This is a genomic window from Pseudomonas sp. MWU16-30317, from assembly GCF_020515695.1.
In the GTDB taxonomy this organism is placed as follows: Bacteria; Pseudomonadota; Gammaproteobacteria; order Pseudomonadales; family Pseudomonadaceae; genus Aquipseudomonas.
The window spans coordinates 598,004-624,545 of the sequence record NZ_JAIWJA010000001.1; the positions used below are offsets into that span (position 1 = coordinate 598,004).

At 63.1% G+C, this 26,542-nt stretch carries 21 protein-coding genes; 10 read left to right on the plus strand and 11 right to left on the minus strand.

All coding sequences use genetic code 11. From position 1 onward, the window contains the following. Positions 1 to 26 precede the first annotated feature (26 nt). Positions 27 to 914 carry a YghX family hydrolase gene (yghX, locus tag LIX93_RS02700; protein WP_226502465.1) on the minus strand — a complete coding sequence of 296 codons (888 nt, stop codon included), beginning with the start codon at positions 912 to 914 and terminating at the stop codon, positions 27 to 29. Here yghX and LIX93_RS02705 point away from each other — a divergent pair. Beyond that, positions 913 to 1,092 (plus strand): hypothetical protein, encoded by a 180-nt coding sequence (locus LIX93_RS02705; RefSeq protein ID WP_226502466.1) that lies wholly within the window; start codon positions 913 to 915, stop codon positions 1,090 to 1,092. The two genes, yghX and LIX93_RS02705, sit on opposite strands and share 2 nt — an antisense overlap. Positions 1,093 to 1,105: 13 nt before the next feature. Here LIX93_RS02705 and LIX93_RS02710 read toward each other — a convergent pair whose 3' ends face one another. After that, entirely contained in the window at positions 1,106 to 1,957 is an 852-nt protein-coding gene (locus LIX93_RS02710) for a CAP domain-containing protein (RefSeq protein ID WP_226502467.1), read from the minus strand. Positions 1,958 to 1,989: 32 nt separating this feature from the next. Beyond that, positions 1,990 to 3,375 (minus strand): PLP-dependent aminotransferase family protein, encoded by a 1,386-nt coding sequence (locus LIX93_RS02715; RefSeq protein ID WP_226502468.1) that lies wholly within the window; start codon positions 3,373 to 3,375, stop codon positions 1,990 to 1,992. 98 nt (positions 3,376 to 3,473) lie between these two features. Between LIX93_RS02715 and LIX93_RS02720 the strand changes: the two genes are divergently transcribed. Next, complete coding sequence (locus tag LIX93_RS02720; protein WP_226502469.1) at positions 3,474 to 3,905, plus strand: carboxymuconolactone decarboxylase family protein; 432 nt, start codon at positions 3,474 to 3,476, stop codon at positions 3,903 to 3,905. A gap of 103 nt (positions 3,906 to 4,008) precedes the next feature. On the opposite strand, the gene LIX93_RS02725 is transcribed toward LIX93_RS02720, so the two are convergent. After that, a complete protein-coding gene (locus LIX93_RS02725) occupies positions 4,009 to 4,671 on the minus strand; it encodes an HAD-IA family hydrolase (RefSeq protein ID WP_226502470.1) in 663 nt (220 codons plus the stop codon). Positions 4,672 to 4,825: 154 nt separating this feature from the next. Further along, positions 4,826 to 6,451 carry a methyl-accepting chemotaxis protein gene (locus LIX93_RS02730; protein WP_226502471.1) on the minus strand — a complete coding sequence of 542 codons (1,626 nt, stop codon included), beginning with the start codon at positions 6,449 to 6,451 and terminating at the stop codon, positions 4,826 to 4,828. Positions 6,452 to 6,718: 267 nt separating this feature from the next. Here LIX93_RS02730 and lexA point away from each other — a divergent pair, with 267 nt between their 5' ends. The 4 genes from lexA to LIX93_RS02750 are packed head-to-tail and all read left to right on the plus strand — an operon-like array spanning position 6,719 to position 12,573. Continuing rightward, positions 6,719 to 7,333: a transcriptional repressor LexA gene (lexA, locus tag LIX93_RS02735; protein ID WP_226502472.1), complete on the plus strand. Its 615-nt coding sequence runs from the start codon at positions 6,719 to 6,721 to the stop codon at positions 7,331 to 7,333. Positions 7,334 to 7,377: 44 nt separating this feature from the next. Continuing rightward, on the plus strand, positions 7,378 to 7,998 hold the full coding sequence (gene imuA / locus LIX93_RS02740; protein ID WP_226502843.1) for a translesion DNA synthesis-associated protein ImuA: 621 nt from the start codon (positions 7,378 to 7,380) through the stop codon (positions 7,996 to 7,998). A 7-nt stretch (positions 7,999 to 8,005) separates the two neighbouring features. Continuing rightward, a complete protein-coding gene (locus LIX93_RS02745) occupies positions 8,006 to 9,421 on the plus strand; it encodes a DNA polymerase Y family protein (protein WP_226502473.1) in 1,416 nt (471 codons plus the stop codon). Then, entirely contained in the window at positions 9,418 to 12,573 is a 3,156-nt protein-coding gene (locus LIX93_RS02750; RefSeq protein ID WP_226502474.1) for an error-prone DNA polymerase, read from the plus strand. The genes LIX93_RS02745 and LIX93_RS02750 overlap by 4 nt, the downstream gene beginning before the upstream one ends. Positions 12,574 to 12,594: 21 nt before the next feature. On the opposite strand, the gene LIX93_RS02755 is transcribed toward LIX93_RS02750, so the two are convergent. Next, complete coding sequence (locus LIX93_RS02755) at positions 12,595 to 14,670, minus strand: mechanosensitive ion channel domain-containing protein (RefSeq protein WP_226502475.1); 2,076 nt, start codon at positions 14,668 to 14,670, stop codon at positions 12,595 to 12,597. Positions 14,671 to 14,960: 290 nt separating this feature from the next. On the opposite strand from LIX93_RS02755, the gene LIX93_RS02760 reads away from it, so the two are divergent. Both LIX93_RS02760 and LIX93_RS02765 read left to right on the plus strand, forming a co-directional pair. Further along, positions 14,961 to 16,112, plus strand: a complete 1,152-nt coding sequence (locus tag LIX93_RS02760) for an MFS transporter (protein WP_226502476.1) — start codon at positions 14,961 to 14,963, stop codon at positions 16,110 to 16,112. A 74-nt stretch (positions 16,113 to 16,186) separates the two neighbouring features. Then, positions 16,187 to 16,675 carry a GFA family protein gene (locus LIX93_RS02765; protein ID WP_226502477.1) on the plus strand — a complete coding sequence of 163 codons (489 nt, stop codon included), beginning with the start codon at positions 16,187 to 16,189 and terminating at the stop codon, positions 16,673 to 16,675. A 24-nt stretch (positions 16,676 to 16,699) separates the two neighbouring features. Here the strand turns inward: LIX93_RS02765 and LIX93_RS02770 are convergent, their stop codons facing one another. Then, entirely contained in the window at positions 16,700 to 17,764 is a 1,065-nt protein-coding gene (locus LIX93_RS02770; protein ID WP_226502478.1) for an FUSC family protein, read from the minus strand. Between the two features lie 69 nt (positions 17,765 to 17,833). Between LIX93_RS02770 and LIX93_RS02775 the strand changes: the two genes are divergently transcribed. Next, complete coding sequence (locus tag LIX93_RS02775) at positions 17,834 to 19,645, plus strand: ABC transporter ATP-binding protein (protein WP_226502479.1); 1,812 nt, start codon at positions 17,834 to 17,836, stop codon at positions 19,643 to 19,645. 13 nt (positions 19,646 to 19,658) lie between these two features. Here the strand turns inward: LIX93_RS02775 and LIX93_RS02780 are convergent, their stop codons facing one another. After that, complete coding sequence (locus LIX93_RS02780; RefSeq protein ID WP_226502480.1) at positions 19,659 to 20,477, minus strand: NAD(P)-dependent oxidoreductase; 819 nt, start codon at positions 20,475 to 20,477, stop codon at positions 19,659 to 19,661. Between the two features lie 626 nt (positions 20,478 to 21,103). On the opposite strand from LIX93_RS02780, the gene LIX93_RS02785 reads away from it, so the two are divergent. Continuing rightward, positions 21,104 to 22,387, plus strand: coding sequence for an MFS transporter (locus LIX93_RS02785; RefSeq protein ID WP_226502844.1), 1,284 nt, complete (start codon positions 21,104 to 21,106; stop codon positions 22,385 to 22,387). Positions 22,388 to 22,621: 234 nt separating this feature from the next. Here the strand turns inward: LIX93_RS02785 and LIX93_RS02790 are convergent, their stop codons facing one another. The 3 genes from LIX93_RS02790 to LIX93_RS02800 form a co-directional block, all read right to left on the minus strand. Beyond that, complete coding sequence (locus tag LIX93_RS02790; protein WP_226502845.1) at positions 22,622 to 23,404, minus strand: class I SAM-dependent methyltransferase; 783 nt, start codon at positions 23,402 to 23,404, stop codon at positions 22,622 to 22,624. 122 nt (positions 23,405 to 23,526) lie between these two features. After that, the gene (locus tag LIX93_RS02795; protein WP_226502846.1) at positions 23,527 to 25,113 is read right to left on the minus strand and encodes an inorganic phosphate transporter; all 1,587 of its coding nucleotides are present in this window, start codon (positions 25,111 to 25,113) and stop codon (positions 23,527 to 23,529) included. A gap of 163 nt (positions 25,114 to 25,276) precedes the next feature. After that, complete coding sequence (locus LIX93_RS02800; protein WP_226502481.1) at positions 25,277 to 26,512, minus strand: AGE family epimerase/isomerase; 1,236 nt, start codon at positions 26,510 to 26,512, stop codon at positions 25,277 to 25,279. Positions 26,513 to 26,542: the final 30 nt, after the last annotated feature.

The following is a 26,542-nucleotide window of genomic DNA, read 5'->3' on the forward strand; positions in this document are numbered from 1 at the left end:
CTGCCGACGCCCTCAGGTGCCGCGCCTCAAGCCAGATAGCGCTTGAACCAGGCAATCGTGCGATTCCACGCCAGTTCCGCTGCGGCTTTGTCGTAGCGGGGTGTCGAATCGTTGTGAAAGCCGTGATTGCAGCCCGGATAGATAAACGCCTCGTATGTCTTGCCATCGGCCTTGAGGGCTTTTTCGTAGGCAGGCCAGCCTTCGTTGATGCGCGTGTCGAGTTCGCCGTAATGCAGCAGCAGGGGCGCCTTGATGCGGGCGACGTCTTTGGCATCCGGCTGACGGCCGTAAAAGGGCACCGCCGCGGCCAGTTCCGGGTACGCCACCGCCGCCGCATTGGCCACGCCACCGCCATAGCAGAAACCGGTGATGCCGACCTTGCCGGTGCTGGCGTCATGCTGCATCAACCACTCGATGGCCGCGAAGAAATCGTTCATCAGCTTGCCTGGGTCGACTTTTTCCTGCAGCTCGCGGCCCTTGTCGTCGTTACCTGGGTAGCCGCCCACCGAGGTCAGGCCGTCGGGTGCCAGGGCGATGAAGCCAGCCTTGGCCACGCGCCGGGCGACGTCTTCGATATAGGGGTTGAGTCCACGGTTTTCATGCACCACCACCACACCGCCAACCTTGCCACTGGGCTTGGCCGGCCGCACCAGGTAGCCGCGCACCTGGCCGTTGCCTTTGGGCGAGGGGTAGGTGATGTATTCGGCGACGATGTCCGGATCGGTAAAGGCTACCTGCTCGGCCAGTGCATAGTCGGGACTGAGCGAGGCCAACAGAGCGCTGGCACTCATGCCGGCTACGGTAAAGGTTGCCGCGCGATCGAGAAATTGCCGACGGTTGATCCTGCCATGGGCGTAGTAGTCGTAGAGCTCCAGCAGTTCAGGGGCGAAGTCTTTGGCGGTGAGACGTTCCATGCAGCACTCCGTGAGCGAGGGTGGGCGAGCCTTCAACTATGGTCGGGATTTGCGGATTGGGCCAGGAGGAGTGTTGGGCGCGGCGGCTCGGACGGCCTATGGCATCGAGGCGTTCTGCATCGGCATGGCACTCGCAGCCGTGCGGCTGTACAGCACGGGCATGTTCAGCCACGGCTGATTCTGCCCATCACCTATTGCGCCCCCATCATCGCCGTCCAGTAGATCCCGGCATCGCTTTTCGGGTCTGTGGCATACCCGGCCCCCAACTCATTGACCCGCGGATTCATCAGGTTGGCGCAGTGTCCCGGGCTGGCCAGCCAGGCGTCGACCACCTTGCGGGCGCTGTCCTGGCCGGCGGCGATGTTCTCACCGATTTCCTTGGGCACGTAGCCGGCCAGTTCAGCGCGGTCGCCGGGCATGTAGCCGTCGCGATCCTTGTGATCGAAGTAGTTCTTGTTGGCCATGTCACGGCTGTGACCGTCAGCGGCGCTGGCCAGTTGAGCGTTCCAGGTCAGCGGGCTGGTGGCGTTGAACGGTTGAGCGCCACACTGATGGGGCTGGGCGCGGGCACTGTTGACCAGGTTCAGAAGCTGTTGGCCTTCGCTGGCCGAATCCCCCAGCCGCGCGCTGAGCAGCGGCCGCGCCAGGACGATGCGCCAGTCGCGGTCCTGGCGACTGACGCCGATGTCGACGAATTGTGGATCGAGTACCACTTTGCAGAAGGTCTGCTGAATGGCGGTCATCGCCGACGCGGCATCGCGCGGCCCGGACAGGCTGATGGCCTGCACATTGACCATCGGGTAGGCGGCTTTGGTCATGGCCTGTTGCAGGTCGCCGACACCGCTGGCCGGCAGCACCAGGCGCGGGTCCGCCGACAGCGGCGGCAATTCCGGCGAGGCGCTTTCACCACAACGCTGCGGCTGGCTGCGGTAGGCATTGATGGACTCGATCAGTTGAGACTCTTCGCCGGCCAGCGCATTGCCTGCCATAGCGACTCCGATCGACAGCACGACGCAACGCACAGCGGATGGCATGGCACCCATGAAAGTCTCCTCCGGTTGAATGGCCGCCTATCTTACAAAACGCTACGCAGTCGCGCAGCTACATCGCTGGCCTGGACCGCATCGGCGACGTTGGTAAAGCCCATCAGCAGCCCGGGGCAGGGCGGTGCTCGCAAATACCAGGTCGACAACGGCTCCATCGACAACCCCACCTTGCGCGCCGCTGCCACGATGGCCTGATCGTCAGTCCCGGCAGGCAAGCGTGCGAGCAGGTGCATGCCGCCGGCCTGAGCGTCGATCTGCAACTGTGCACCGAACTCGCGCTGCAAAGCGTCGCTCAGGCCTTGACGGCGTTGGGCATAAAGGCTGCGGGTCTTGTTCAGATGGCGGGCGAAGTGCCCGTCCTCCATAAACCTCGCCACGGTCGCCTGCAACAGTTGCGGGCAATGGTTGTGCAAGGCGTCTGCGACCGCGGAAAAGCGCTCGACCTGGGCTGGCGGCACGACCAGATAGGCCAGGCGCAGCCCCGGCATCAATACCTTGCTGAAAGTCCCGCAATAGAGCACCCGGCCCTCGCGATCAAGACTTTTGAGTGCTGGCAATGGGCGGCCGTGGTAGCGGTATTCGCTGTCGTAGTCGTCTTCGATGATCCAGCTGCCCTGGCGGTTGGCCCAGTCCAGCAGAGCCTGGCGTCGCGGCAGGGACAGCGACACGCCCAGAGGACTCTGGTGCGTGGGCGTGACCAGCGCGCAGCGGGCTTGGGGGGCCGCTTGTAGGCCCGCGTCGATGTCCAGGCCATGGGCGTCGACGCGAACCGGTATGAGCTCGATGTCGGCGGCTTCGAGCACCCGACGCGCCATGAAATACCCCGGATCTTCGAACCAGCAGCGATCGCCACGTTGCAGCACGGCGGTGCAGATCAACTGCAGACAGGCGCGATAGCCGGCGCCGATGAACACCTGCTCAGGTGCACAGACGATCCCGCGCGAAATCCCCAGGTAACTGGCCACCGCCGTGCGCAAGGGCGGCAGCCCGCGGGCATCGGGATAGACCAGGCCGTCGATGCCGCTGCGACGCAGTTCGCGGCTGGCCAGGCGGTTCCAGGTCTTGCGCGGGAACAGGTCCAGTGCCGGCAGGCCCATCTGCAAGGCCAGGGGCGCGCCACCGCCATGCATCAGCGACGGCATCGCAGCAGGTGGCAGCGACGGCGCCAGGGTTTGCGCGCTGGCCTGCAACTGCGGGGACACCACAGTGCCCGCAGGCCCGCGCGACAGCAGGTAGCCTTCACCGATCAACAGCTGGTAGGCGCTGTCCACCGTGCCACGCGCCAGGTTCAACTCGGCGGCCAGGGCGCGCACTGAGGGCACCCGGTCGCCGGGACGCAGACGGCCTTCGGCGATCGATTGGCGAAAGCGCAGATAGAGTTGACGGTAGACCGGCAGGTCCGCAGAGCTGGGCATGGGGGCTATGGCCTAGTCGTTATGACGATTCTTGGCTCTACAGCATAGGCCATAGGCGCTCTAGAGTGAGCACACTTTCTACCAACCGGAGCTTCATCATGAGCCAGCTGCGCTTGCCGTTTTCGACCCTTTCGCCCGCCGCCTACCAAGGCCTGCTGGACACCAGCCAAGCCTTGACCGACAGCCCACTGGGCCTGCCTCTGGTCGAGCTGGTGTACTTGCGGGTGTCGCAGATCAACGGCTGTGCCTTCTGCCTGGAGATGCATGCCAAGGCCTTGCGCGATAGCGGCATGGCCCAGCGCAAACTCGATTGCCTGGCGGGCTGGCGGATCAGCGCGCTGTTTGACCTGCGCGAGCGAGCGGCGCTGGCATGGGCCGAGGCGCTGACCCATGTGTCGGGGCAGGGCGCCCCGGATGAGCTGTTTGAACCTTTGAAAGCGTTGTTCACCGATGCGGAAATTTCCGACCTGACATTTGCCGTGTCGTTGATGAACGCCTTCAATCGGTTGGCGGTGGGCATGCGTTTATAACTGGTGCAGTGTATCGAGGTGGCTGCCTGCGATATTGCATCTGCCACTACGCAGGTGCCTTACGCGCTATCTTCGCGCCAGGCACCGTCGCTACAGCGCCTTTTCAGGCACTGTGCATCTGCTCGATATGCGCCCACAAGCGCGGGTCGTTGTAGTCATCGATCACCAGATCCGCGCCTGCTGCCTGCAGCGCGGAAGGGCTTTGAGTCGTCGCCAGTGCCACGGTAAAGATGCCTGCGGCCTTGGCGGCCGTCAGACCCGGGATCGAATCCTCGAACGCGATGCCCACGTGGGCTTCTGCCTTGAGCTTTTCAAGCCCGGTGAGGTAGGGCAGCGGATGCGGCTTGGCATGAGGCAGCTCCTCGGCCACCACCACGCGTGCCAGCCGTTCGCTGAAGCCCAGAGCAGCAAGCATGTGATCAGCGTTGGCCCGCGGTGCATTGGTGACCACCACCATGCCGATGCCGTGCTGCTCGGCGTAATCGAGCAAGCGGGTGGCGCCAGGGATAGGCTCCAGCTGGGTCGCCAGCTGGCGAAACCGCGCTTCCTTGCGATCGGCGAAGGCCTGGTGTTCGGTGATGCTGCGCTGTGGGAACAGGTTCATGCACATCTGCGCATTGGCGCGGCCAGCGCAGTGTTGTTCGAATTCATGCTCGGTGAACGAGCGGCCATCTTCTTCCAGCAGCAACTGCTGAATAGCCACAAGGTGCAGGGTGTCGGAATTGGTCAGGGTGCCATCGAGGTCGAACAGCAACGCAGCAAGCATGGGCGCGGATCCGTCATGGAAAACAAGGGACGGTTATCCTAACAGAGCGCGGCCATGTCTGTAGCGAGGGGCCTTGCCCGCGAAAATTCTTCAGCCGCAGGCAATGCACAGGGCGAATATTTACGGGGCAAGCCCCCTCGTTGCAGAGGGCCTATCACACCTTGAAGGTATTGACCATCTGGCTCAGATCCAGCGCCAGGCGTGACAGCTCCTGGCTAGCGGCGGTGGTCTGATGGGCACCGGCCGAGCTCTGCATCGACAGGTCGCGAATATTCACCAGATTGCGGTCGACTTCGCGGGCGACCTGAGCCTGCTCTTCGGCCGCGCTGGCGATCACCAGGTTGCGCTGGGAAATCTCGTTGATGCTGCGGGTGATCTCTTCCAGGGCATCGCCGGCGCCGCGAGCGGTTTCCAGCGTGCTCTGCGCCTTGCTGCTGCTGTTTTCCATGGCCGTCACCGCCTGGGTGCTGCCTTGTTGAATGCCGCTGACCATGGTTTCGATTTCCTGGGTCGACTGCTGCGTACGATGCGCCAAGGCTCGTACTTCGTCGGCCACCACTGCGAAGCCGCGCCCGGCTTCACCAGCACGGGCCGCTTCAATGGCGGCGTTGAGCGCCAGCAGGTTGGTCTGTTCGGCGATGGCGCGGATCACTTCCAGCACCTTGCCGATGTCGCGGGTCTGCCCGGCCAGCTTGCGAACCTGCTCGGAGGTGGCTTCGACGTCCTGGTTCATCTGCGAGATCGCGCTGACCGTGGCGCTGACCCGCTGCTGACCTTGCAAGGCGGCGGCCGAGGATTGCTGCGAGGCCTCGGAGGTGGTCACGGCGTTGCTGGCGACTTCTTCCACGGCGGCGGTCATTTCATTGACCGCAGTGGCCGCCATGTCGATTTCGTTGTTCTGCTGCTGCAGGCCGCGCGAGCCTTCTTCGGTCACGGCGTTGAGCTCTTCGGCGGCCGAGGCCAGCTGTGTAGCAGAGCCGGAGATACGCTGGATGGTGCTGCGCAGGTTGCCTTGCATGGTGCTCAAGGCCTGTTGCAGACGCGACACCTCGTCGTCGCCATCGACCTCGACGTTCTTGCTCAGGTCGCTGTTGGCCACGTCTTCGGCGACTTTGACCGCCCGATTCAAGGGCCCGACGATGCTGCGCGTCAGCAGGATAGCGAGCAGGACGGTCATGGCGGCGACCAGCACCAGCACGCCGATCACCAGGTTCCTGGCGTCACCGTAGTCGGATTGCGAGTCGATCACGGCAGCGTCGGCGCCTTTGCGGTTGAGCTCGATCAGCTTCACCAGCACCGGCGACATCTGATCGGAGTAGGTTTTCAGGTCGCCGTTGATCATGTCGGGGATCACGTCCTCCTGCTTGGCCTTGGACGCCGCACGCAGGCGGTCCTGTGCGCCGATGTAGCTGTTCAGGGCCTTGCTTAGATCATCGTAAAGGCCTTGCTCGGCGGGGCTGCTGATGGTGGGCTGGTAGGCCGCCATCAAGCCGCGCACTTGTTGGGTGAGGGTCTCGATGCGGGCGTCGGCCTTGTCGATATCGGTCTGGCTGCGGTTGACCTGGATGAAGTAGCTCATGGTCCTGAAGCGCGTGGTGGTGTCGGCCAGCTCGCCAAGTATACGCGTGGATTTGAGCCAGTTCTGCGCGATGTCGATGGCGTTCTTGTTGAGTTCCGACATCTGCCGCAGGCTCATGATGCCCAGAAAAAGCACGAGCACGGCAATGATGCCGAAACCTAGGGTAGCGCGGGTAGCGATGCCGATACTGCGCAGCGACATGGGAGTGAGCCTCGATCCGAGTGTAGTGGTCATTAGGGGGCGTATCGGCCGGTAAGCCACCGACAATAGGGGGGCAAAACCGTATTTTTATGACTGAATCGATACAGCCCCCAGGCTGACACCCCTGATCGCATGACTTTTCACTTACTCAGGTACAGCGAACGCAATCAAGTAGTGACCTCAGTGGTGTTCCAGGCGGGGCTGGGGCGTCATCATTGCCGATGAACGACCAAAGGCGCTGGTCAATCAAATCGCAAAAGAGTACAAATGTACTCCATGACTATTTTATCCCAGCGCCGCAGCGCCATTCTCGAATTCATCCGCCAACGCCTGAACGATCAGGGGCAGTCGCCGAGCCTGGCGGAAATCTCCGAAGCCTTCGGTTTTGCCTCCCGCAGCGTGGCCCGCAAGCACATCGTGGCATTGACGGAGGCCGGCTATATCGAAGTACGGGCAGGCCAGGCGCGGGGTATCCGCCTGCTCGATCAAGCCCCGCGCAACGCTTTACTGGAGATCCCTTTGCTGGGGCGCGTGGCGGCCGGGCGGCCGATCGAGCCGGATGCCCAGATCCACGATCATTTGTTGTTCGATCCACGCATGTTCGCCCGCGCCCCGGATTTTCTGTTGCGGGTCGAGGGCGACTCGATGATCGAAGACGGCATCCTCGATGGCGACCTGGTGGGCGTGCAGCGCCAGGCCGAGGCGCGCAATGGCCAGATTGTGGTGGCGCGGCTCGAAGGCGAGGTCACCATCAAGCGCTTCGAGCTGAATGACGACGGTATTCGCCTGTTGCCGCGCAACCCGGCCTATGCGCCCATTGATGTCGGCCCGGGGCAGGACTTCATCATCGAAGGTATTTTTTGCGGATTGGTGCGGCGATGATCGGCGCGTTGGCAGGCACTGCGGCAAGCCATTCGGCTGCGCATATGGCGGGTGCCGTGACCAGTCTCGAGGGGTTGCTTGATCAACGACGGCTGTGGAAAGGCCGCGCCACCCCCAGGATCAGTGGCCAGCAACCTACCGGCCATGCAGCCCTCGATGCGGTGTTGCCCAGTGGCGGTTGGCCGGCTTCGGCACTCAGCGAACTTCTGCTGCCGGCCCATGGCTGTGGCGAGCTGCAGTTGCTCTGGCCCTCCCTGGCCCGGCTCACTGCCAGTGGCGAACGTGTGGTCCTGGTGGGACCGCCCCATGTGCCCTATGCGCCGGCTTGGCAGGCGGCGGGCGTCGAGTTGCGGCATTTATCGGTGATCGCTGCCGAGGGCAAGGATGCCTTGTGGGCCGCCGAGCAATGCTTGCGCTCAGGCAGTTGCGGCGCTGTGTTGTGCTGGCCGATGCATGCCGATGACAAGGCCTTGCGCCGGTTGCAGGTGGCGGCCGAAAACGGTCAGACGCTGGCATTCGCCTGCCGGCCTCAAGCGGCCGCCGTCAATGCTTCACCGGCCGCCTTGCGCCTGATGATCGAGCTGCAACCCCCGCAATGGCGGGTCCTCAAATGCCGCGGTGGCGTAGCGCCCGCTGCACCCATTGCCTGTGATCGGGCGGGGTGAGGCGCGCATGCTCTGGGCCTGCATTCTCCTGCCGCAGTTGGCGCTGGATGACGTTTCGCGCCGCCACGAAGACCCGACCCAGCCGCTTGTACTGCTGAGCGGGCCGACGCAGCGACGCGTGCTGCAGGCCGTCAATGCGCCTGCCAAGGCATTGGGGCTGCGGGCAGGTCAGTTGCTCAGCACCGCTCAGGCCTTGGCTAAAGGCTTTACCTGCGCCGAGCATGACCCGGCGCGTATCGACCATTGCCAGCAACTACTGGCAGCCTGGGGTTATGGTTTCAGTTCCCAGGTCAGCCTGCATTTCCCTCGCGCCCTGCTGTTGGAAGTGCAGTCGGGCTTCAATCTGTTCGGGCCCTGGGCGCGCTTCGAGGCTCGTTTGCGTCAGGAGTTGCAGGGCCTGGGCTTTAGTCATCGGGTCGTGCTGGCGCCCAACCCCATGGCCGCGCGAATGCTGGCCAATGTCTACGATGGTCTGGCGGTCGTGGATGAGGCCATGCTGCAAGCGCATATCGGGCAAATGCCCATCGATCGCGTGGGCCTGGCGCCCGAGGTGTCCACCGCCTTTGTGCGCATGGGCCTGCACTGTGTCGAACAGGTCCTGGCATTGCCCCGCGACACCCTGGCCCGGCGCTTCGCCAAGGATGTGCTGGTGCACCTCGACACCTTGCTGGGGCAGCGGCCCATGGCGCTGGAATGCTATGTGCCCCCGGACCGCTTCGATACCCGCCTTGAGCTCAATTTCGATGTGGAATCGCACCAGGCCTTGTTGTTTCCGCTGCGGCGCCTGATTGGCGATCTCGGTGCTTTCCTGACGGGGCGCGATGGCGGTGTGCAGCGTTTCAACCTGCACCTGGAGCATGCCGAACAGCCTGATACCCTCATCCCCGTGGGCCTGCTGGCCGCCGAGCGCGATCCGGGCCTGTTGTTCGAGTTGGCCCGCGGGCGCCTCGAGCATGTCCAGGTGCCGTGCCCGGTGCGCAGCGTGCGGCTGGTGGCCGAGCAGTTGCCCAGCTTCGTGCCGACCCGTCGCGAACTCTTCGATGAGCGCACGCAGCAGTCCCAGCCCTGGGAGCAGTTGCGCGAACGCTTGCGCGCCAGGTTGGGCGATGCCGCCGTGCAGGGGCTGTGCGCACAGGCCGATCATCGTCCGGAGTGTGCCTGGCTGTTGGCTGAACAAGGGCAGGGCTATCCACAGGCATTACCCACCCCGCGGCCTGGCTGGCTGCTGCGCGAGCCTCAAGCATTGAGTGAATACGCCGGGCAGTTGCTGAGTGGCCCTGAGCGCATCGAGACCGGCTGGTGGGATGGCGCCGATGTGCGTCGCGATTATTACCGGCTGCAAACCCCCGAGGGGCAGTGCGCCTGGGTCTATCGGCCAGTGGCCGCACCGCAGCAGTGGTGGTTGCAAGGGTGGTTCGGATGAACGTCGTTGCACTGCAACGCATCGGTCGTGCACGGCAAGCCTCCGTGCCCAGCGAACCCCCGGCTGTGGTGCCGCCCCCGGCCTATGCCGAGCTGCATTGCCTGTCCAACTTCAGTTTTCAGCGCGGCGCTTCGAGTGCCCGGGAGTTGTTCGAGCGTGCCAAGGCGCAAGGCTACAGTGCCTTGGCAATCACCGACGAATGCACCCTGGCAGGTATCGTGCGGGCCTGGCAGGCGGCCCAGGCCGTAGACTTGATGCTGATCGTCGGCAGCGAAATCCAGCTGCATGAAGGGCCGAAGATCGTCTTGCTGGTCGAAAACCTGCAAGGCTATCAAGCACTGTGTCGGTTGATCACCCTGGCGCGCCGGCGGGCAGCCAAGGGCGAATATTGCTCCTTGCGTGAAGACTTCGTAGCGACTGACCTGTCCGGCTTGCTGGCGTTGTGGCTGCCGAGCGCCGATGCAGATGACAGCCACGGCCTGTGGTTGCAGACGCTGTTCGCCGACCGTCTGTGGCTGGGCATCGGCCTGCACCGCGGCGCCGAGGATGGCGAGCGCCTGCAGCGCTGGCTGGCCCAGGCGTTGCGCCTGGGGTTGCCGGCCGTGGCCACCGGTGATGTGCACATGCATGCCCGTGGGCGCCGGGCGCTGCAGGACACGCTCACGGCCATCCGTCATCACACCCGGGTGGCCGAAGCTGGCCACCGCCTGTTCGCCAACGGTGAGCGCCACCTGCGGCCATTGGCGGCGCTGGCCGAGTTGTATCCTGCGCCATTGCTCCAGCAGACGCAGACGATCGCCCGGCGTTGCTGCTTCGATCTTGGCCAGTTGCGCTACGAATACCCGCGCGAATTGGTACCCGAAGGCCAGACGGCCAGTTCCTGGCTGCGCGAACTGACCGCGCGCGGCGCCAGGGAGCGCTGGCCGCAGGGCATGGCGGACAAGGTAAGCAAGCAGATCGAGACAGAGCTCGAGACCATCACCGACCTGCATTACGAGAGTTATTTCCTCACCGTGCACGACATCGTGCGCTTCGCCAAGGAGCGCAGCATTCTTTGCCAGGGTCGTGGTTCGGCGGCCAACTCGGTGGTCTGCTATGCACTGGGCATCACCGCCATCGACCCGGTCCACCAGAACATGCTGTTCGAGCGCTTCATCTCGCGCGAGCGCAACGAGCCGCCGGACATCGACGTCGATTTCGAGCATGAGCGCCGCGAAGAAGTCCTGCAGTATGTGTTCCAGCGTTACGGCCGCGGGCGTGCGGCGCTGACAGCCGTGGCCAGCAGCTATCGCGGTGCCGGCGCAGTGCGTGACGTCGCACGGGTGCTGGGCTTGCCGCCCGATCAGGTCAACGCCCTGGCCGATTGCGTGGGCCGCTACAGTGATGACATACCCCCGGTAGAACGCCTGCAGGAGGCCGGCTTCGACCCCGAGAGTCCGCTGCTGCGCCGAGTGCTGGCGCTGACCGGCGAGTTGATCGGCTTCCCCCGGCACCTGTCCCAGCACCCCGGTGGTTTCGTGATCTCCGAGCATCCGCTGGACACTCTGGTGCCGGTTGAAAACGCCGCCATGGCCGACCGCACCGTCATCCAGTGGGACAAGGATGATCTGGATGCCGTGGGCTTGCTCAAGGTCGACATCCTCGCGCTGGGCATGCTCAGTGCCCTGCGGCGCAGCTTCGATCTGCTGCACGCTTATCGCGGCCTCAGGCTGGACCTGGCCAGCGTGCCTCAAGAATGTGCCCAGACCTACCAGATGATCAGCCGCGCCGACACCGTCGGGGTGTTCCAGATCGAGTCGCGGGCGCAGATGGCCATGCTGCCGCGCCTCAAGCCCAGGACCTTCTACGACCTGGTGATCGAAGTCGCCATCGTCCGTCCGGGGCCGATCCAGGGCGACATGGTTCATCCGTACCTGCGCCGGCGCAACAACGAAGAGGCTGTTGACTATCCGTCCCCTGAACTGGAAAAGGTCTTCAAGCGCACCCTGGGTATCCCGCTATTCCAGGAACAGGTCATGGAAATGGCCATCGTCGCCGCCGGCTATACCCCCGGCGAGGCCGACCAGTTGCGCCGCTCGATGGCCGCCTGGAAGCGCCACGGCGGGCTTGAACCGCACCGGTTGCGGCTCACCGAAGGCATGCTCGCCCGTGGTTACACCGAGGCGTTCGCGGCGCGCATCTTCGAGCAGATCAAGGGCTTTGGCAACTATGGTTTTCCAGAGTCCCATGCGGCCAGTTTCGCCTTGCTTACCTACGCCAGTTGCTGGCTCAAATGCCATGAACCGGCGATCTTCGCCTGCGCCCTGATCAACAGCTGGCCCATGGGTTTCTACAGCCCGGACCAGGTGCTGCAGGATGCCCGCAGGCATAGCATCCAGACGCGCCCTGTGGATGTGTTGCACAGTGACTGGGATTGTTCGCTGGAGGATCACGGTGAAGCGCAGCCGGCCATACGCCTGGGCTTGCGGATGATCAAGGGTTTCAGGGAGGACGACGGCCGGCGGATCGCCCAGGCGAGGGCGCAAAAGCCATTCGCTGACGTCAATGACCTTGCCGCAAGGGCGCGCCTGGAGCCGGCAGCACTGGAGCGTCTGGCCGATGCCAGCGCCTTGCGCGCACTGGCCGGGCATCGGCATCAGGCGCGCTGGGAGGTGGCCAGTGTCGAGGCGCAGTTGCCGCTGTTCGCCAACGTGGCCGCCGTGCAGGAAGCCCCTGTCGCCTTGCCCGTGCCCAGCACAGGGCAAAATCTGCACGCCGATTACGCCAGCGTCGGTACGACCCTGGGCCCGCACCCGTTGGCTCTGTTGCGCGTTCGTCTGGAGCCCCTGCGCTGTCGCAGCTCCCAGGCGCTGGCCCAGGTCGAACATGGCCGGCCAGTGATCGTGACCGGGCTGGTGGTCGGTCGCCAGCGACCCGGTACCGCCAGCGGGGTGACCTTCGTGACCCTCGAAGACGAGTTCGGCATGATCAATGTGGTGGTCTGGCGCGATTTGGCCGAACGCCAGCGCCGCGTGCTGGTAGGCTCGCAGCTGCTGCAAGTGCGTGGCCGGTTGGAGCGCGTGGGCGAGGTGTGCCACGTGATCGCCGGCCATCTGCAGGACATGACACCCTTGCTGCATGGCCTCGATGTGCGCAGTCGGGATTTCCGTTGACCTGGGACGAGCAGCAATGGCTCAGCTCGGCGCCGGCAGCGCCAAGGTCCCAGGATAATACTGCGCGAAATTGACCTTGTCGGTTTGATCCACGGACTTCTTCAAGCGCTCGTTGAACGAGCGGCTGACGCCGTACTGGCCGCCGGAAATAGTGCGGAACTGCGCGGTGAGGGTGATGCCACTGAGGTCCATCTTGTCGACCCCGAATACTTGCAGCGGCCCTTGCAGGTTGTTCTTGAGCAGTAAGTCTTCGCTGATCTGCTGACCGACGTCGCGAATGATCTGCAGGGCTTCGTCGATATCGCTGTCGTAGCTGACTTGCACCGAGAAGAACGCATAGGCGAACTGCCGCGACTGGTTGGTGACGGCCTTGATCTGCCCGAACGGTACCGAATGCACGAAGCCTTTGCCGTCACGCAGGCGCAGGGTACGGATGGTCAGGCTTTCGACGGTGCCCGCATGGCCGGAGTCAAGCACGACCCAATCACCAATGGCGATAGTGTCTTCGATCAGGATGAACAGCCCGGTGATCACGTCTTGCACCAGTTGCTGGGAGCCGAAGCCGATCGCCAGGCCGACCACGCCGGCACCGGCCAGCAGTGGCGCGACGTTGATGCCCAGATTGGCCATGGTGGTAATGGTGCAGATCACCACTAGCACGATCTTCACCGCGTTGCGCATCATGGGCAGGATGGTCTTGACCCGTGTGCTGGGCTGGCGCGTGCTGCGCTTGCCAACCGCGGGTTTGAGGGCTTCCTGAATGGCGGTGTCGATCACCACCCACAGCAGCCAGGTCACCAGCAGGATCAGGCCGATGCTGCTCAGCGAATTACTGATGGCCCGGCCGAAGCTGTTGTTGGCGGCGAAGGCCAGTACCGATACACCCCAGATGCGCCCGAGGATTTCGATGAACGCCACAGCGATGGCGATGCGCGACAATGCATGCAACAGGCTGCGCAGCAGCTCGCGGTAAGGCCGGATCTGCTCGGCGGCGACCTGTTCATGGGGCCGGAACACATGATGCATCAGCGTGCTGGCGAACACCGCGCTGACCAGCAGCACGGTCGTCATCAACGCGCGCTGCAGAGTGGCCTGGCTGTTCTCCTGGGCACCGATCAAATGCACCAGCGAAACCAGAATCATCAACAGGATCGGCCAGTACCAAAGGCCCGAAAAAATTCGCAGGGTCTCCTGGATGGCGGGGTGTTCGTGACGCTGCTTGAGCGGACGGTTGCGAATCAGGTGGGCCACCGGCCGGCGCACATGGATCACCAAGGCGGCGAACATCAAGGTCGCGACCAGCCCGGTGAACACCGCCAGGCTGCTGGCCAGGTTGCCGCCAAACTGACGAGCGATCTGCGGGCTGTCGAAGGCATCGCTCAACGCTGCCAGAAAGCCGATGGCAAACAGGCGCAGGGGCGCGTAATTGCGCAATATCTGCACGGCGCGGTGCTTGTGGCCGACATCGAAGAGGGTGATGACGCAGAGGATCAGGGTGGTGGAAAAAATCCCGCTGGTGGTGGAGTAGGCCAGGCACAAGGCCAGGGCACGGGTCACCGACAGGTCCAACTGATGGCTCACTGCCAAAGTCACGGGCAGGCTGGCCATGGCCGGTAAAGTCCACGCCAGTAGATAGCCCAGCAGCCCCAGTATGCGGACGCGTGCGCGGAAAAACTTCGAGCTGCCGGCACGCTTGCGCAGCCAGCGGCCAATGCTGGCCAGGACTGCGAAGGTGGCGAGCCAGCTCAAGGTCAGGATGAAAAAATCCGCCACCAAACGGGTGAACGGGCGATTTGAATGTTTGCTGATCAAGGTGTCGACTTCGTCAGCGGCACGATCGGTGCGCAACCGCCAGGCGTCCAGGACGTTGTTGTCGATCGACAGTTGATCCTGCACGGTGTCCAGCCCTGTGGTGATAGCACCCAGCAAGCCACCCTGCACCAACGCCGATTTGTCATCTTCGGCCGCAGCGGTCTTGTCTGTAGCGCTCGTGGCCGGAGCTGGCGCGGCGGCGGGGGCGGCCGGTGCAGCGGCCAGTAAATGGGTACTAAAGAGGAGTATTGCCAACAACGCGAGGTTACGTTTCAGACTGAACACGGGGAGGGCCTTTGTGGTCGTTACCTCAGTGACTGATCGTTCTGGGCCGCGCAAGTTCGGCCACTGTTGATGAACAACACGATAATATCCGGCGCGGTTCTCTGGTTCATTTGCTCGACAGGAAGGTAGTCATCTGTAGCGATTGAGCTGCGCGCTGGGTATTGATTGCGCGTGGCGGGCCCTTATGCCCATGACTCGTGGGGGGCAAGCCGCGCGCTACAGATCGATGCTGCCTCCTGCATTTTTTCCATCGTGGCGCTGGTGAGCGTCACTGCTGTCAAGGCTGACCCATGTCCTCTACGACCTCCCATTCACGGGCGTTGCCCGGCAAACGCGAACAGTTTTCTACCCGCGTAGCGTTTTTCGTCACCGGTTTTTCCATGTCCAGTTGGGCGCCGCTGGTGCCGTTGGCCAAGCAGCGCGTTGGCATCGACGATGGAACCTTGGGCCTGGTGCTGCTGTGTCTGGGCGGTGGCTCCATTCTGGCCATGCCCCTGGCCGGCTACCTGACGGCACGGCTGGGTTGCCGCCGAGTGATCAGCGTTGCCGGGTTGTTGGTCTGCCTGATGCTGCCGCTGCTGGCCAGTGTTTCCAACCTGTCGGCACTGGTGGCGGCGGTGCTGGTGTTTGGCGCCGCCATGGGAATGCTCGACTGCGCGATCAATATCCAGGCGATCATTGTCGAGAAGGCCAGCGAGCGGGCCATGATGTCGGGCTTTCACGGGTTGTTCAGCCTCGGCGGGATCATCGGGGCAGCGGGCGTGACGGGGCTGCTCAGCGCAGGCCTGACGCCGCTGATCGCCATCCTGGTAGTAGTGGCGGTATTGCTGGTGGCGCTTTATCGCGCAGCAGCGCATCTGCTGCCGTTTGGCAGTGCCAGCGACGGACCGTTGTTCGCCGTGCCTCACGGCATCGTGCTGTTCCTCAGCGTGCTGTGCTTCATCGTATTCCTCACCGAGGGTGCGATGCTGGACTGGAGCGCGGTATTTCTGGTGTCGCAGCGGCACATGGACGCCAGCTATGCTGGCCTCGGCTATGCCGCCTTCGCCGCGACCATGACCGTGGGCCGGCTGACGGGCGATGCCATCGTCAACCGCCTCGGTGGGGCGCGGGTGACCATCCTCGGCGGTGCCTGTGCTGCCGCTGGTATCGCGATTTCGCTATGGGTACCGGCCTGGCCGGCGGCGCTGCTGGGCTATGCCTTGGTCGGGGCAGGATGCTCGAACATCGTGCCGGTGCTCTACACCGCAGTCGGGCGGCAGACCAGCATGCCGCAGAGCGCGGCCATTCCGGCGATGACCTCGTTGGGCTACGCGGGGATTCTCATGGGGCCAGCGGCGATCGGCTTGATTTCCCACCTCAGCAGTTTGTCGCTGGCTATCGGCGTGTTGATCCCGTTGCTACTGGCGGTTGCCTGCAGCGGTCGCTATCTGCGTCAGTAGTGCGGCACATCCGAGGAAACCGTCAGCGCCGTGCGGGTGTCTATCTTCAACACTCAGCGATCGGGAGCCTCACCATGCACCTGGAAGGATCTTGCCATTGCGGCGCCGTCACCTTCAGCCTCGACAGCGCCCACCCGTACCCTTATCAACGCTGCTACTGCTCGATTTGCCGCAAGACCCAGGGCGGTGGCGGCTATGCCATCAACCTGGGTGGCGATGCGACGACCCTCAAGGTCCAGGGCCGCAAGAACATCAGCATCTATCACGCGAAAATGCGCGAGAAGGGCGAGCAACGCAGCCACGCCAGTAGCGCCGAGCGGCATTTCTGCCATCTGTGCGCAAGTGCGTTGTGGCTGTTCAGCCCTGAATGGCCAGAGCTGATTCACCCCTTCGCCAGCGCCATCGATACGCCGCTACCCGTACCGCCGGAGCATACCCACTTGTTGCTCGACTCCAAGGCGCCCTGGGTCGAGGTCCAGGCTGGGCCCAAGGACCAGCAGTTCGAGAAATATCCCAAGGAGTCGATCGCCGACTGGCATCAGCGGTTGGGGTTGGAGAAATAGAGGCCGTTCGAATCGCCCTCGATCTCAGATCTTCCACCGCCGCGCGGTGCGCGCAAGCTTGCCCTGCATGGCATCCAACGTGTGCGACAGCTGCACGGTCATCATCTGATAACCCACCCATTCGGCGGGCACGGCGCGCAGTGGCGGGGCATCGATCTGGCGTTCCAGTCTATCGATGGCGCCCGCCTGCAGGGCGCGCGCCATGGCGATGAACTGATGACGAATCTTGCGGTGCTCGCCCAGCAGGTTGTCACGCAGCACCGCCATGGCCCCTTCGTCATTGACGTTGGGACGCAGGTTGCCGAGCAATTCAAGGCTGCTCAGGCACATGCGGAACAAGCGCTGGATCTCGTCCAGCTGAGTCATGGATACCTTGACTTCCTTGGACACCGACGGCATCAGCGAGCGCAGTTGCAGCATGGTCGCGTTGAGACGGTTCATGAGCCTGACCAATTCGTCACTGCTCACCGATTCGCCGTTGATGAGCCGCGCATGCACCTGTGCGCAATCACGCAAGCCACTGGCGAGGTTGTAGCGCCACGAGTACACCGCATACAGCGGCAACGCGAAGGAGAACGCCAGCGCCAGGGCGATGCCGATGAGGATATCGACCGTGCGCCACAAACCGTCGGACATCGGATTGTCGCCATGGCCGGCGACGATGAACAGGGTAATCGCCGACAGCAATGCCGTGTAGCCGCCCTTGCCAATGGCGTGATAGGCGAAAAACCCGCAGGCCAGGCACATCAGCACGTAGGTCAGCAGGGGCAGGCCCAGATAGTTCTGCTGTGCCACCAGCGCCAGGCCCAGGCCGGCGCCGATCAAGGTACCCCAGGCGCGCTCGATGGATTTCTTGCCGATGTTGCCGTGGTGTTGCAAGCCGCCGATGACGATCAGCAGCGTCACCGAGGCCCACTCGCCATGGGGCAGGTTCAGGCCGGTGGTCAGCAAAATGCTCGCGAGCAGACTGACCACGATGCGGCCGGCGTGAATAAGCCGCGCGTGCCGATACCGGCGATAAGGGTCCAGGAGCGGGCGCAACACGCGCCGCAACCAAAAAGGCAGGGGAAAAGTTTTCTGTAATTTCATGGGTTAACTGACCATCATTGGGCTGATTATATCCTGACACAACTTTATAACTGCGAGGCTCATCGTCGCATGCCAGTGCTCCAACGCTTCAGGGGTTTCTTTGTTCAAGCGGCGCGGGCCATGGGCCTGGTGTGGCAGACGTCACGCGGGCTGTTCATCGGCCTGATCATCGTCACCCTCGTGGCGGGGATGTTGCCAGCGCTGGCGGCCTGGGTCGGGCAGCGTATCGTCGATGCGGTGGTGCACTCTATGGCCCTGCCGCCCAGCGCGTCAGGCCCACCGCTATGGCCGGTGTTGCGCTATGTGTTGCTGGAGGCCGGCGTGCTGGCCTTGCTGGCGGGCGCGCAACGGGGGCTGTCGGTGCAGCAATCCTTGCTGCGCGCGCAGTTGGGGCAGAAGGTCAATCTGCTGATCCTTGAAAAGGCCCAGACGTTATCGCTGCTGCAGTTTGAAAACTCCGAGTTCTACGACAAGCTGGTGCGCGTGCGTCGCGAAGCATCGACGCGGCCACTGGCTTTGGTGACCAAATCACTGGGGCTGGTGCAGAACCTGATCCAGCTGATCAGCTTCGCCGTGCTGCTGGTGCACTTTTCGCCTTGGGCGCTGGCGATATTGCTGATCGGCGCACTGCCGGTTTTTTTTGCCGAGGCGCATTTCTCTGGGGATGCGTTCCGCCTGTTCACCCGGCGCGCGCCGGAAAGCCGTCGGCAAAGCTATATCGAAGCGCTGCTGTCCCAGGAGGCGCACATCAAGGAGGTCAAGCTGTTTGGCTTCGCGCCCCTGCTGTTGCAACGTTATCGCGACGCCTATGGCCGGCTCTATGCCGAGGACCGGCGCCTGACCTTGCGGCGCGACAGTTGGGGATTCGCCCTCGGGTTGCTGGGCACCGCAGCGTTTTACCTGGCGTATGCCTGGGTGGTGATCGACACCGTGAACGGGCATATCAGTCTGGGGCAGATGACCATGTACCTGGTGCTGTTCAAGCAGGGGCAAAGCGCGGTGAGCAGCAGTCTGAGTGCGATCGGCGGCTTGTACGAAGATGGCTTGTACCTGGCGGATCTGCATGAGTATCTGGCGCAGCCGGTCACTACCGTTGGCGGCAGCCTGACCGTGGGGATCAAGCCGGGCGACGGCCTGCGTCTCGAAGGCGTGGGGTTTCGCTATCCCGGTGCCGGACGCATGACGCTCGAAGGCATCGACCTGCACCTGGCGCCTGGGCGCAGCGTAGCGCTGGTGGGCGAAAACGGTTCGGGCAAGACCACGCTGATCAAGCTGATCACCCGTCTTTATCAGCCCGAGCAGGGCCGCATCCTGTTGGATGGCAGCGACCTGCAAAGTTGGGATGAAGCCGCGCTGCGTGAGCGCATCGGGGTGATCTTCCAGGATTACATTCGCTATCAGTTTTCGGTCGGCGAGAACCTCGGTGTGGGCGATGTGCGCGCGTTCGACGATCACCAGCGCTGGCAGGAAGCTGCGGAGCAGGGCATGGCAGCGCCCTTTATCGAAGGCCTGGCCCAGGGCTATGGCACGCAATTGGGCCGTTGGTTTGCGGGAGGGCAGGAGTTGTCAGGCGGGCAATGGCAGAAGATCGCCTTGTCGCGGGCCTATATGCGCCGTGAGGCTGACATTCTCATTCTGGACGAGCCCACGGCGGCACTCGACGCCAGCGCCGAAGCGGCGGTGTTCGAGCACTTTCGCGAATATGCGCGCGGACGTATGACGCTGTTGATCAGCCACCGCTTTTCCAGCGTGCGCAATGCCGAGCATATTGTCGTGCTGGATCAGGGCAGGGTGCTGGAGCGCGGCGACCACGCCAGCCTGATGGCGGCTGGCGGGCGTTATGCGCAGTTGTTCGATCTGCAGGCGCGGGGGTATAGGTGATGCCAACCCTGATCTACTTGCCCTCGAACGGCCCCATCGCCGCGAACGCACCGCCCTGATAGATACGTTGCGGATCGTCGGCCGGTAGCGGCGGCAAGGCTTCGACCTTCTCGCGGAACGGCTCGGAGCTGTCCTTGGGCTTATAGCCCAGGTGCGCGGCATAACGGTTGTCCCACCAGCCGGCTTTGTTGTCCGAGACCCCATAAACCACGGTATGCCCCACGTCGCTGGCGTACAGCGCGCGCTCCATCAGCTGCACCAGGTCGTCATAGCTGAACCAGGTGGCCAGCATCCGCACGTTCTGCGGTTCCGGGAAGGACGAGCCGATGCGCACACTGACGGTCTCGATGCCATAACGATCGAAATAGAAACTCGCCAGGTCTTCACCATACGACTTCGACAGCCCGTAATAGCTGTCCGGGCGTCGCAGGCAATGGGCGTCCAGGGTCTCGGTCTGCTGATGAAAACCGATGACGTGGTTGGAACTGGCGAAGATCACCCGCTTGACCCCATGGCGCCGGGCCGCCTCGTAGATATGAAAGGTGCCGCAGATGTTGGCGCCGAGGATGGTTTCGAACGAATGCTCGGTGGACACTCCACCAAAGTGCAGGATCGCATCGACGCCCTCGACGAGCTGGTCGACGGCCTGTTTGTCGGCCAGGTCGCAGCGCACGACCTCCTCGTGCGCCGAAGTCGCCGCAGGCATCTCGGCGATATCGGACAGCCGCAGGATGTTGGCGTAGGGCTTGAGGCGCTCGCGCAGGACCTTGCCCAGGCCGCCAGCGGCACCGGTCAGCAAAAGGCGATTGAAAGGGGTAGGGCTGCTGCTCATGAAAAAATCCCGAATTGTTATTGGAGGTGATCAACCTGTAGCGAGGGGGCGGCCCCCGGATAGCGGTATTTCCCCAAGGTTGCCATCGGGGGCAAGCCGCCTCGCTACAGGGTCGGCGTACAAAAGCTTAGCTCATATCAGGGTTATTCTGTCAGCTGTTATGTTGTCGTACAAGATCGTCAAGAGAGGAATGTAGAGCTGAGAGCTGCTCGCGATGCTTAGGGCCCCATATTCAGTTATAGCTAGGCTAAGTAGTGCGCAGCAGTCATTCCAAGAACCGTTCAGTCATCCTGACAGGTCCGATATTTTCGTTTGACATATCTGGAAACAACTCGCTATAAATAGCGCAGTGGTACGACGACTTGTCTCCCCGACAGCGCCGCCACATAACAATAAAACCCGAGTAGACCGCCATGATGAACCTCCCACGTCGGCAGTTCTGTTTCAGCATTCACCACACCCGATCGTCCGCCGAGGTGTTCGGCAACCCTTCATTCTTGCTCGTACCGGTCAGCTGAGCACAGCTGCCATCGGGGCGGGCGACGCCTTGTCGTAACGACCCCTGCGTTCACATTCCAACAACAAATTCAGGTGAAACGATGAAAATCAAAGGCATCCGCTGGTGGATGGTCGGGTTGGTCACGGCCGGCCTGGTGGTCAACTATCTGGCCCGCAATACGCTGTCGGTGGCGGCGCCGACATTGATGACCGATCTGAGTATTTCCACCGCGCAATACGCCCAGATCGTGGTCGCCTGGCAAGTCTGCTATGCGCTCATGCAACCGGTGGCCGGCTACATCATCGATGCCATCGGCACCAAGATGGGCTTCGCCATTTTCGCCCTCGCCTGGTCGGTGGCGTGTGCGGGCGCGGCCATGGCCACGGGCTGGCAGAGCCTGGCGTTTCTGCGCGGGCTGTTGGGCCTGACCGAGGCTGCGGGTCTGCCCGCCGGCGTCAAGGCCACCACCGAATGGTTCCCGGCCAAGGAACGCTCGGTGGCGATCGGCTGGTTCAATATCGGCTCCTCATTCGGTGCGCTGCTGGCGCCGCCGCTGGTAGTCTGGGCGATTCTGCACAGCGGCTGGGAGTTGGCGTTTCTGGTGGTAGGCGGCCTGGGTATCGTCTGGACCGGCCTGTGGGCAGTGTTGTACAAGCATCCCAAGGATCAGAAAGCCCTCAGTGACACTGAGCGCGAGTACATCCTGTCTGGCCAGGAGGCGCATTTCAAGGACGTGCCCCGGCAAAAAGGCAGCTGGAAAAAGATCATCACCTCGCGCAACTTCTACGCCATCGCCTCGGCGCGGATCTTGTCGGAGCCGGCCTGGCAGACGTTCAACGCGTGGATCCCGCTGTACCTGATGACCGAGCGTCACATGAACATCAAGGAAATCGCCATGTTCGCCTGGCTGCCCTTCCTGGCTGCCGACATCGGCTGCGTGCTGGGTGGCTACCTGAGCCCGTTTTTCCATCGCTACCTGAAGGTTTCGCTGTTCACATCACGCAAGCTGGTGATGCTGTTCGGTTGCCTGTGCATGATCGGCCCAGCCTGCATCGGCCTGGTGGACAGCCCGTACACGGCCATCGCCTTGCTGTGCATCGGTGGCTTCGCGCACCAGACCTTGTCCGGGGCGCTGTATTCGATCACCTCTGACTCGTTCGGCAAGAACGAAGTGGCGACAGCGACCGGTATGGGCGGCATGTTCGGCTATCTGGGGGCTGCAGCGTTCACCATGGTGTTTGGTGTGCTGGTCACCAAGGTCGGCTACAGCCCGCTGTTCGTAGTGCTGGCGGCGTTCGACCTGATCGCGGCGGTGGTGGTGCTGAGCGTGGCGCGCGCGTTGGTCAAGCCGCCAGAGCCGCGTGTTTCGCCAGATACCACGATAGGCGGGAACGCGTTGCCTTCAGCTTGATGCGGCTGGCTTGGGCCGCGAGGCGTCTTGAAGGACGCCTTCGCGGGCAAGCCTTGCTCCCACAGCGTTGACTGACCCTGAATCGTACACCTGTGGGGTCAAAGGTGCGCTTTCGACGGCGCAGAGGCTAGTACCGATTGCACACCGCGAGTCGAACGCTTCGAGTTCGGCTAGCACTGCGGGGAGCAAAACTGCACGAGAAGAGGCCCGCACAGGCGACTCACGCTCAAGCTCCTACGGCAATATCTTCACGGTATAGAACGCCGCTGTGTCGTAGGGCACTGACACCGAGTCCTTGCCCTTGAGATCCACATGATTGGCGATCACCCCTCGCACTTTGGCCAGAATAGCGTCCTGTTCAGTCTGGGGCTTGGAGGCGATAAAGCTGATCGACTTGACCCGATTGACGATCACATCCTCCGGCGCGCCCGTGTGCAGATGGGCGAAATGTTCCTCGTGCAGCGGTGCGAACTTCCCATAAGGGAAGACCTTGCGCCACTCCTGGCTGTAGTAGCGCGGATTGTCGCTCGCCAGCTCGCTGACCAGCCCTGCCACTTCGGCGACCCAGGGCTCGCGGGTATCACGCAGATTCCATAGCATCACCAGGCGCCCACCTGGCTTGAGTACCCGATGGATCTGCGCCATGGCCTCGTTGTTGGCAAACCAGTGAAAGGCGTGGGCGCAGACGACCACGTCTACCGAGTGATCGCGCAGTTCGCTTGGCAGCGCTTCGGCTGCTGCCAGGTAGGCGGGTACCTGAGGGAAATTCTTCTTGAATCGGTCGAGCAAGGCCTGCACTGGTTCAACGGCGATGACCTTGGCTTCAAGATCCAGCAAGAGCTGGGTGAACTTGCCGGTGCCAGCACCGAGGTCGAGCACCACGGTGTCGTGGCCAACCTTGATGACGTCCTTCAACCACTTGTTGACCTGTGGGGGGTAGCCCGGCCGGCCCTTGGCATACACATCGGCAGCTTGCACATAACCGCTGAACGCGGACCAATGGAGCATTTCTTTTATGGATTTCATGGATGCCCTCAAACGAATGTCTACGCCATTGTTCTTCTCAAAGCGTAGTCAATCCCTCAGGCATCGCCGGGTTTTGTTTGGGTTGCGAGGGGGGTTGCCCCCTCGCTACAGATTCAGAAGAGGGCATGGAACAACGCGTACAACCCCGCCGACAGCAACATCGCCGCAGGCAGCGTGAACACCCACGCCAGCAACAGGTTGCGCACGGTCGCCCATTGCAGGCCGCTGCCGTTGGCGGCCATGGTGCCGGCGACGCCCGAGGACAGCACGTGGGTGGTGGAGACCGGCATGCCGAACACGTCCGCCGCGCCGATGGTCGCCATGGCCACCAGTTCGGCGCTGGCGCCCTGCGCATAGGTGAGGTGGGTCTTGCCGATGCGCTCGCCGACCGTCACCACGATGCGTCGCCAGCCGACCAACGTGCCCAGGCCCAGCGCAATGGCCACAGCGACCTTGACCCAGGCCGGAATGAACCGCGTGGCTTCGTCGATCTGACGCTTGAACTCGTTGAGGTTGGTCTGCGTCTGCGCGCTGAAACTGCTCAGGTGCTGCTGGTTGACCAGGCGAATGGTCTCGGAGGTCAGGAACATATCGTTGCGCACGTTGTTCATGGCCTGCGCCGGCACGCGGTCCAGGGTGCCGTAGTTCTGCACCTCGTCCGCAATGCGCCCAGTGACGGCGGCCAGTGCCGGTACCACTTGGGGGCTGTTCTGATGGGTGCGTACGAACTCCAGCAAAACGGCGTAAGGATCTGCCGGTGCTGCCCCGGGAGCAGCTTGCATCAGGCCATCATGGGTGACTTGCGCGACCGCCACGAACTGCGTGGTCTGGGTAGAGGGGACGGCGCGGTTCAGCGCATAGGCCATGGGCAAGGTGCCCACCAGGATCAGCATGATCAGGCCCATGCCTTTCTGGCCGTCGTTGGAACCGTGGGCAAACGACACGCCGCTACAGGTCAGGATCAGCAGCCCGCGAATCCACGCCGGCGGTGGCTGGTTGCCGACCGGTGCGCGGTACAGTTCGCGTTGCTTGATCAATACGCGCATGAGCATCAGCAGCAGGGCGGCGCAGACAAAGCCCACGATCGGTGACAGCAGCAGGGTGTAGCCGACCTTGGTGACTTGATTCCAGTCCACCCCCTCGCTGCCAGGGCGGCCGTTGATCAAGGCGCTGCACACGCCCACGCCCAGGATCGAGCCGATGAGGGTGTGGGAGGAAGACGCCGGTAGCCCAAACCACCAGGTGCCAAGGTTCCAGATAATGGCCGCGATCAGCAAGGCAAAGATCATCGCGAAGCCGTTGCTGGAGCCGACCTGCAGGATCATGTCGATAGGTAGCAGGGCGATGATGCCGAACGCCACCGCGCCGCTGGAGAACAGCACGCCGGCGAAGTTGCAAAATCCCGACCAGACCACCGCGACATTGGCTGGCAGCGAATGCGTGTAGATGACCGTGGCAACAGCGTTGGCAGTGTCGTGGAAACCGTTGACGAACTCAAAGCCCAAGGCAATCAGCAGTGCCAGGCCCAGCAGGCCATAGGGCAGCCAGGTACTGGCGACCGTACCGGCCTGGTCGACATCGCTGAAAATACCCCAAGCGGTGATGACCATGCCCACGATCAGCAGGCCGCAGAACAACAGGATGCTGCGTTTGCCCACGGGGTGTTCGAGACGAGGACGCGCTTCTACGGCGCGGTGCATATGTTCGGCGGAGGTATTCATCGGATGGACCCTTTGAGTGGGACTCCAAGCCTAGCCCTGCAATGTGAAGATTTTCCTACGTGGGTCAATGAAGGCGATGGTTGGTGGTGGTTTCACACCCCCGGAGCGAGAGACCTTGCCCTCTCGCTCCAGGCATCGACCGTCAAAAGCGGGCGCTGGCGAGGCTCGGATGCAACGGCAGAAGCGGCAACAAGGTAGCCTGATAGGCGTGATAAAGATCCGGTTTGCCCGGCCAGATCGTGTGACTGGGCTGATTGTCGGCGCCCAGTTGATGATGCCAGCTGCCATGCTGGCGATCGATCAGCCAGGTGTCGATGTAATCCCAGAAACGGCGATACCACTGCTCGTACTCGATCTCGCCGGTGCGCTGCAACAAGGCGCCGGCCGCCGCGACCGCTTCGGCCAGTGTCCAGTGCAGGCGATCGGCAACCACCGGTTGCTGTTGCCAGTCCAGGGTATAGACGATGCCGGGTTCGCCATCGACCTCCCAGCCGTGATGCGTGGCGGCGGCAAACAGGTGCCGGGCGTCGTCTAACAGCCACTGTGGGGCCGACAGGCCGGCAACTCGCCGCGCGGCTTCGAGGTGCAACAGCAGGCGGGCCCACTCGAAGGCATGCCCGGGGGTCTGGCCGAACGGGCGGAACAGGTCGTCGGGTTTATCCCGGTTGTAGTCGAGCAGCGGCTGCCACTGCGCGTCGAAATGCTCGACTGGCATGTCATTGGCTGCCCGCGCTTCACGGTGGATGATCCGCTCGCTGATGCGCAGCGCCCGGTCCAGCCACAGCGGGGCTTGCAGTGCGTCGGCCAGGGCAAGAAAGGCCTCGGTGCCGTGCATGTTGCTGTTGCCGCCGCGGTAGGCTTCGGATTGCTGCCAGTCCCGGGAAAAACTCTCGCACAAGGCGCCTTCCTCTTCCTGCCAGAAATGCCCTTCGAGGATGGCGACGGCGTCGTCCAGCAAGGCCTTGGCACCGGGTCGGTCAGCGACATGTGCCGAACTGGCGGCCAAGGCGACGAACGCGTGACGATAGGCGGGCTTGTCGGTATCGCCATCGGCCGCGTCCGGGCAGCCGAACCAGCCGCCGAACGCTGCATCGCGCAGGGCACCGTGCAGCGCCGCGACACCGTGATCGACCAATGCCGCCGCGCCTTCGACGCCTTGGCGGTGGGCGATGGCAAAACAGTGGACCATGCGGGCGGTGTGCAGGGTGTCGGCGCGGGCATCGTCAGGCAGCTTGCCGTAGCGATCCAGAGCGCCGAAGCCGTCGGGCATCTGCGCGGCGCGGGCGAACTGTAACAGTCGCTGCGCCTCGACCTTTAGCCAGGCGCGGTGGACGGGAGTATTGAGCCAGCTTTCGGCGGGGATATTACTGAAGGTCATGGGCAACGATCTTGTTGTTGGGGATGTGGA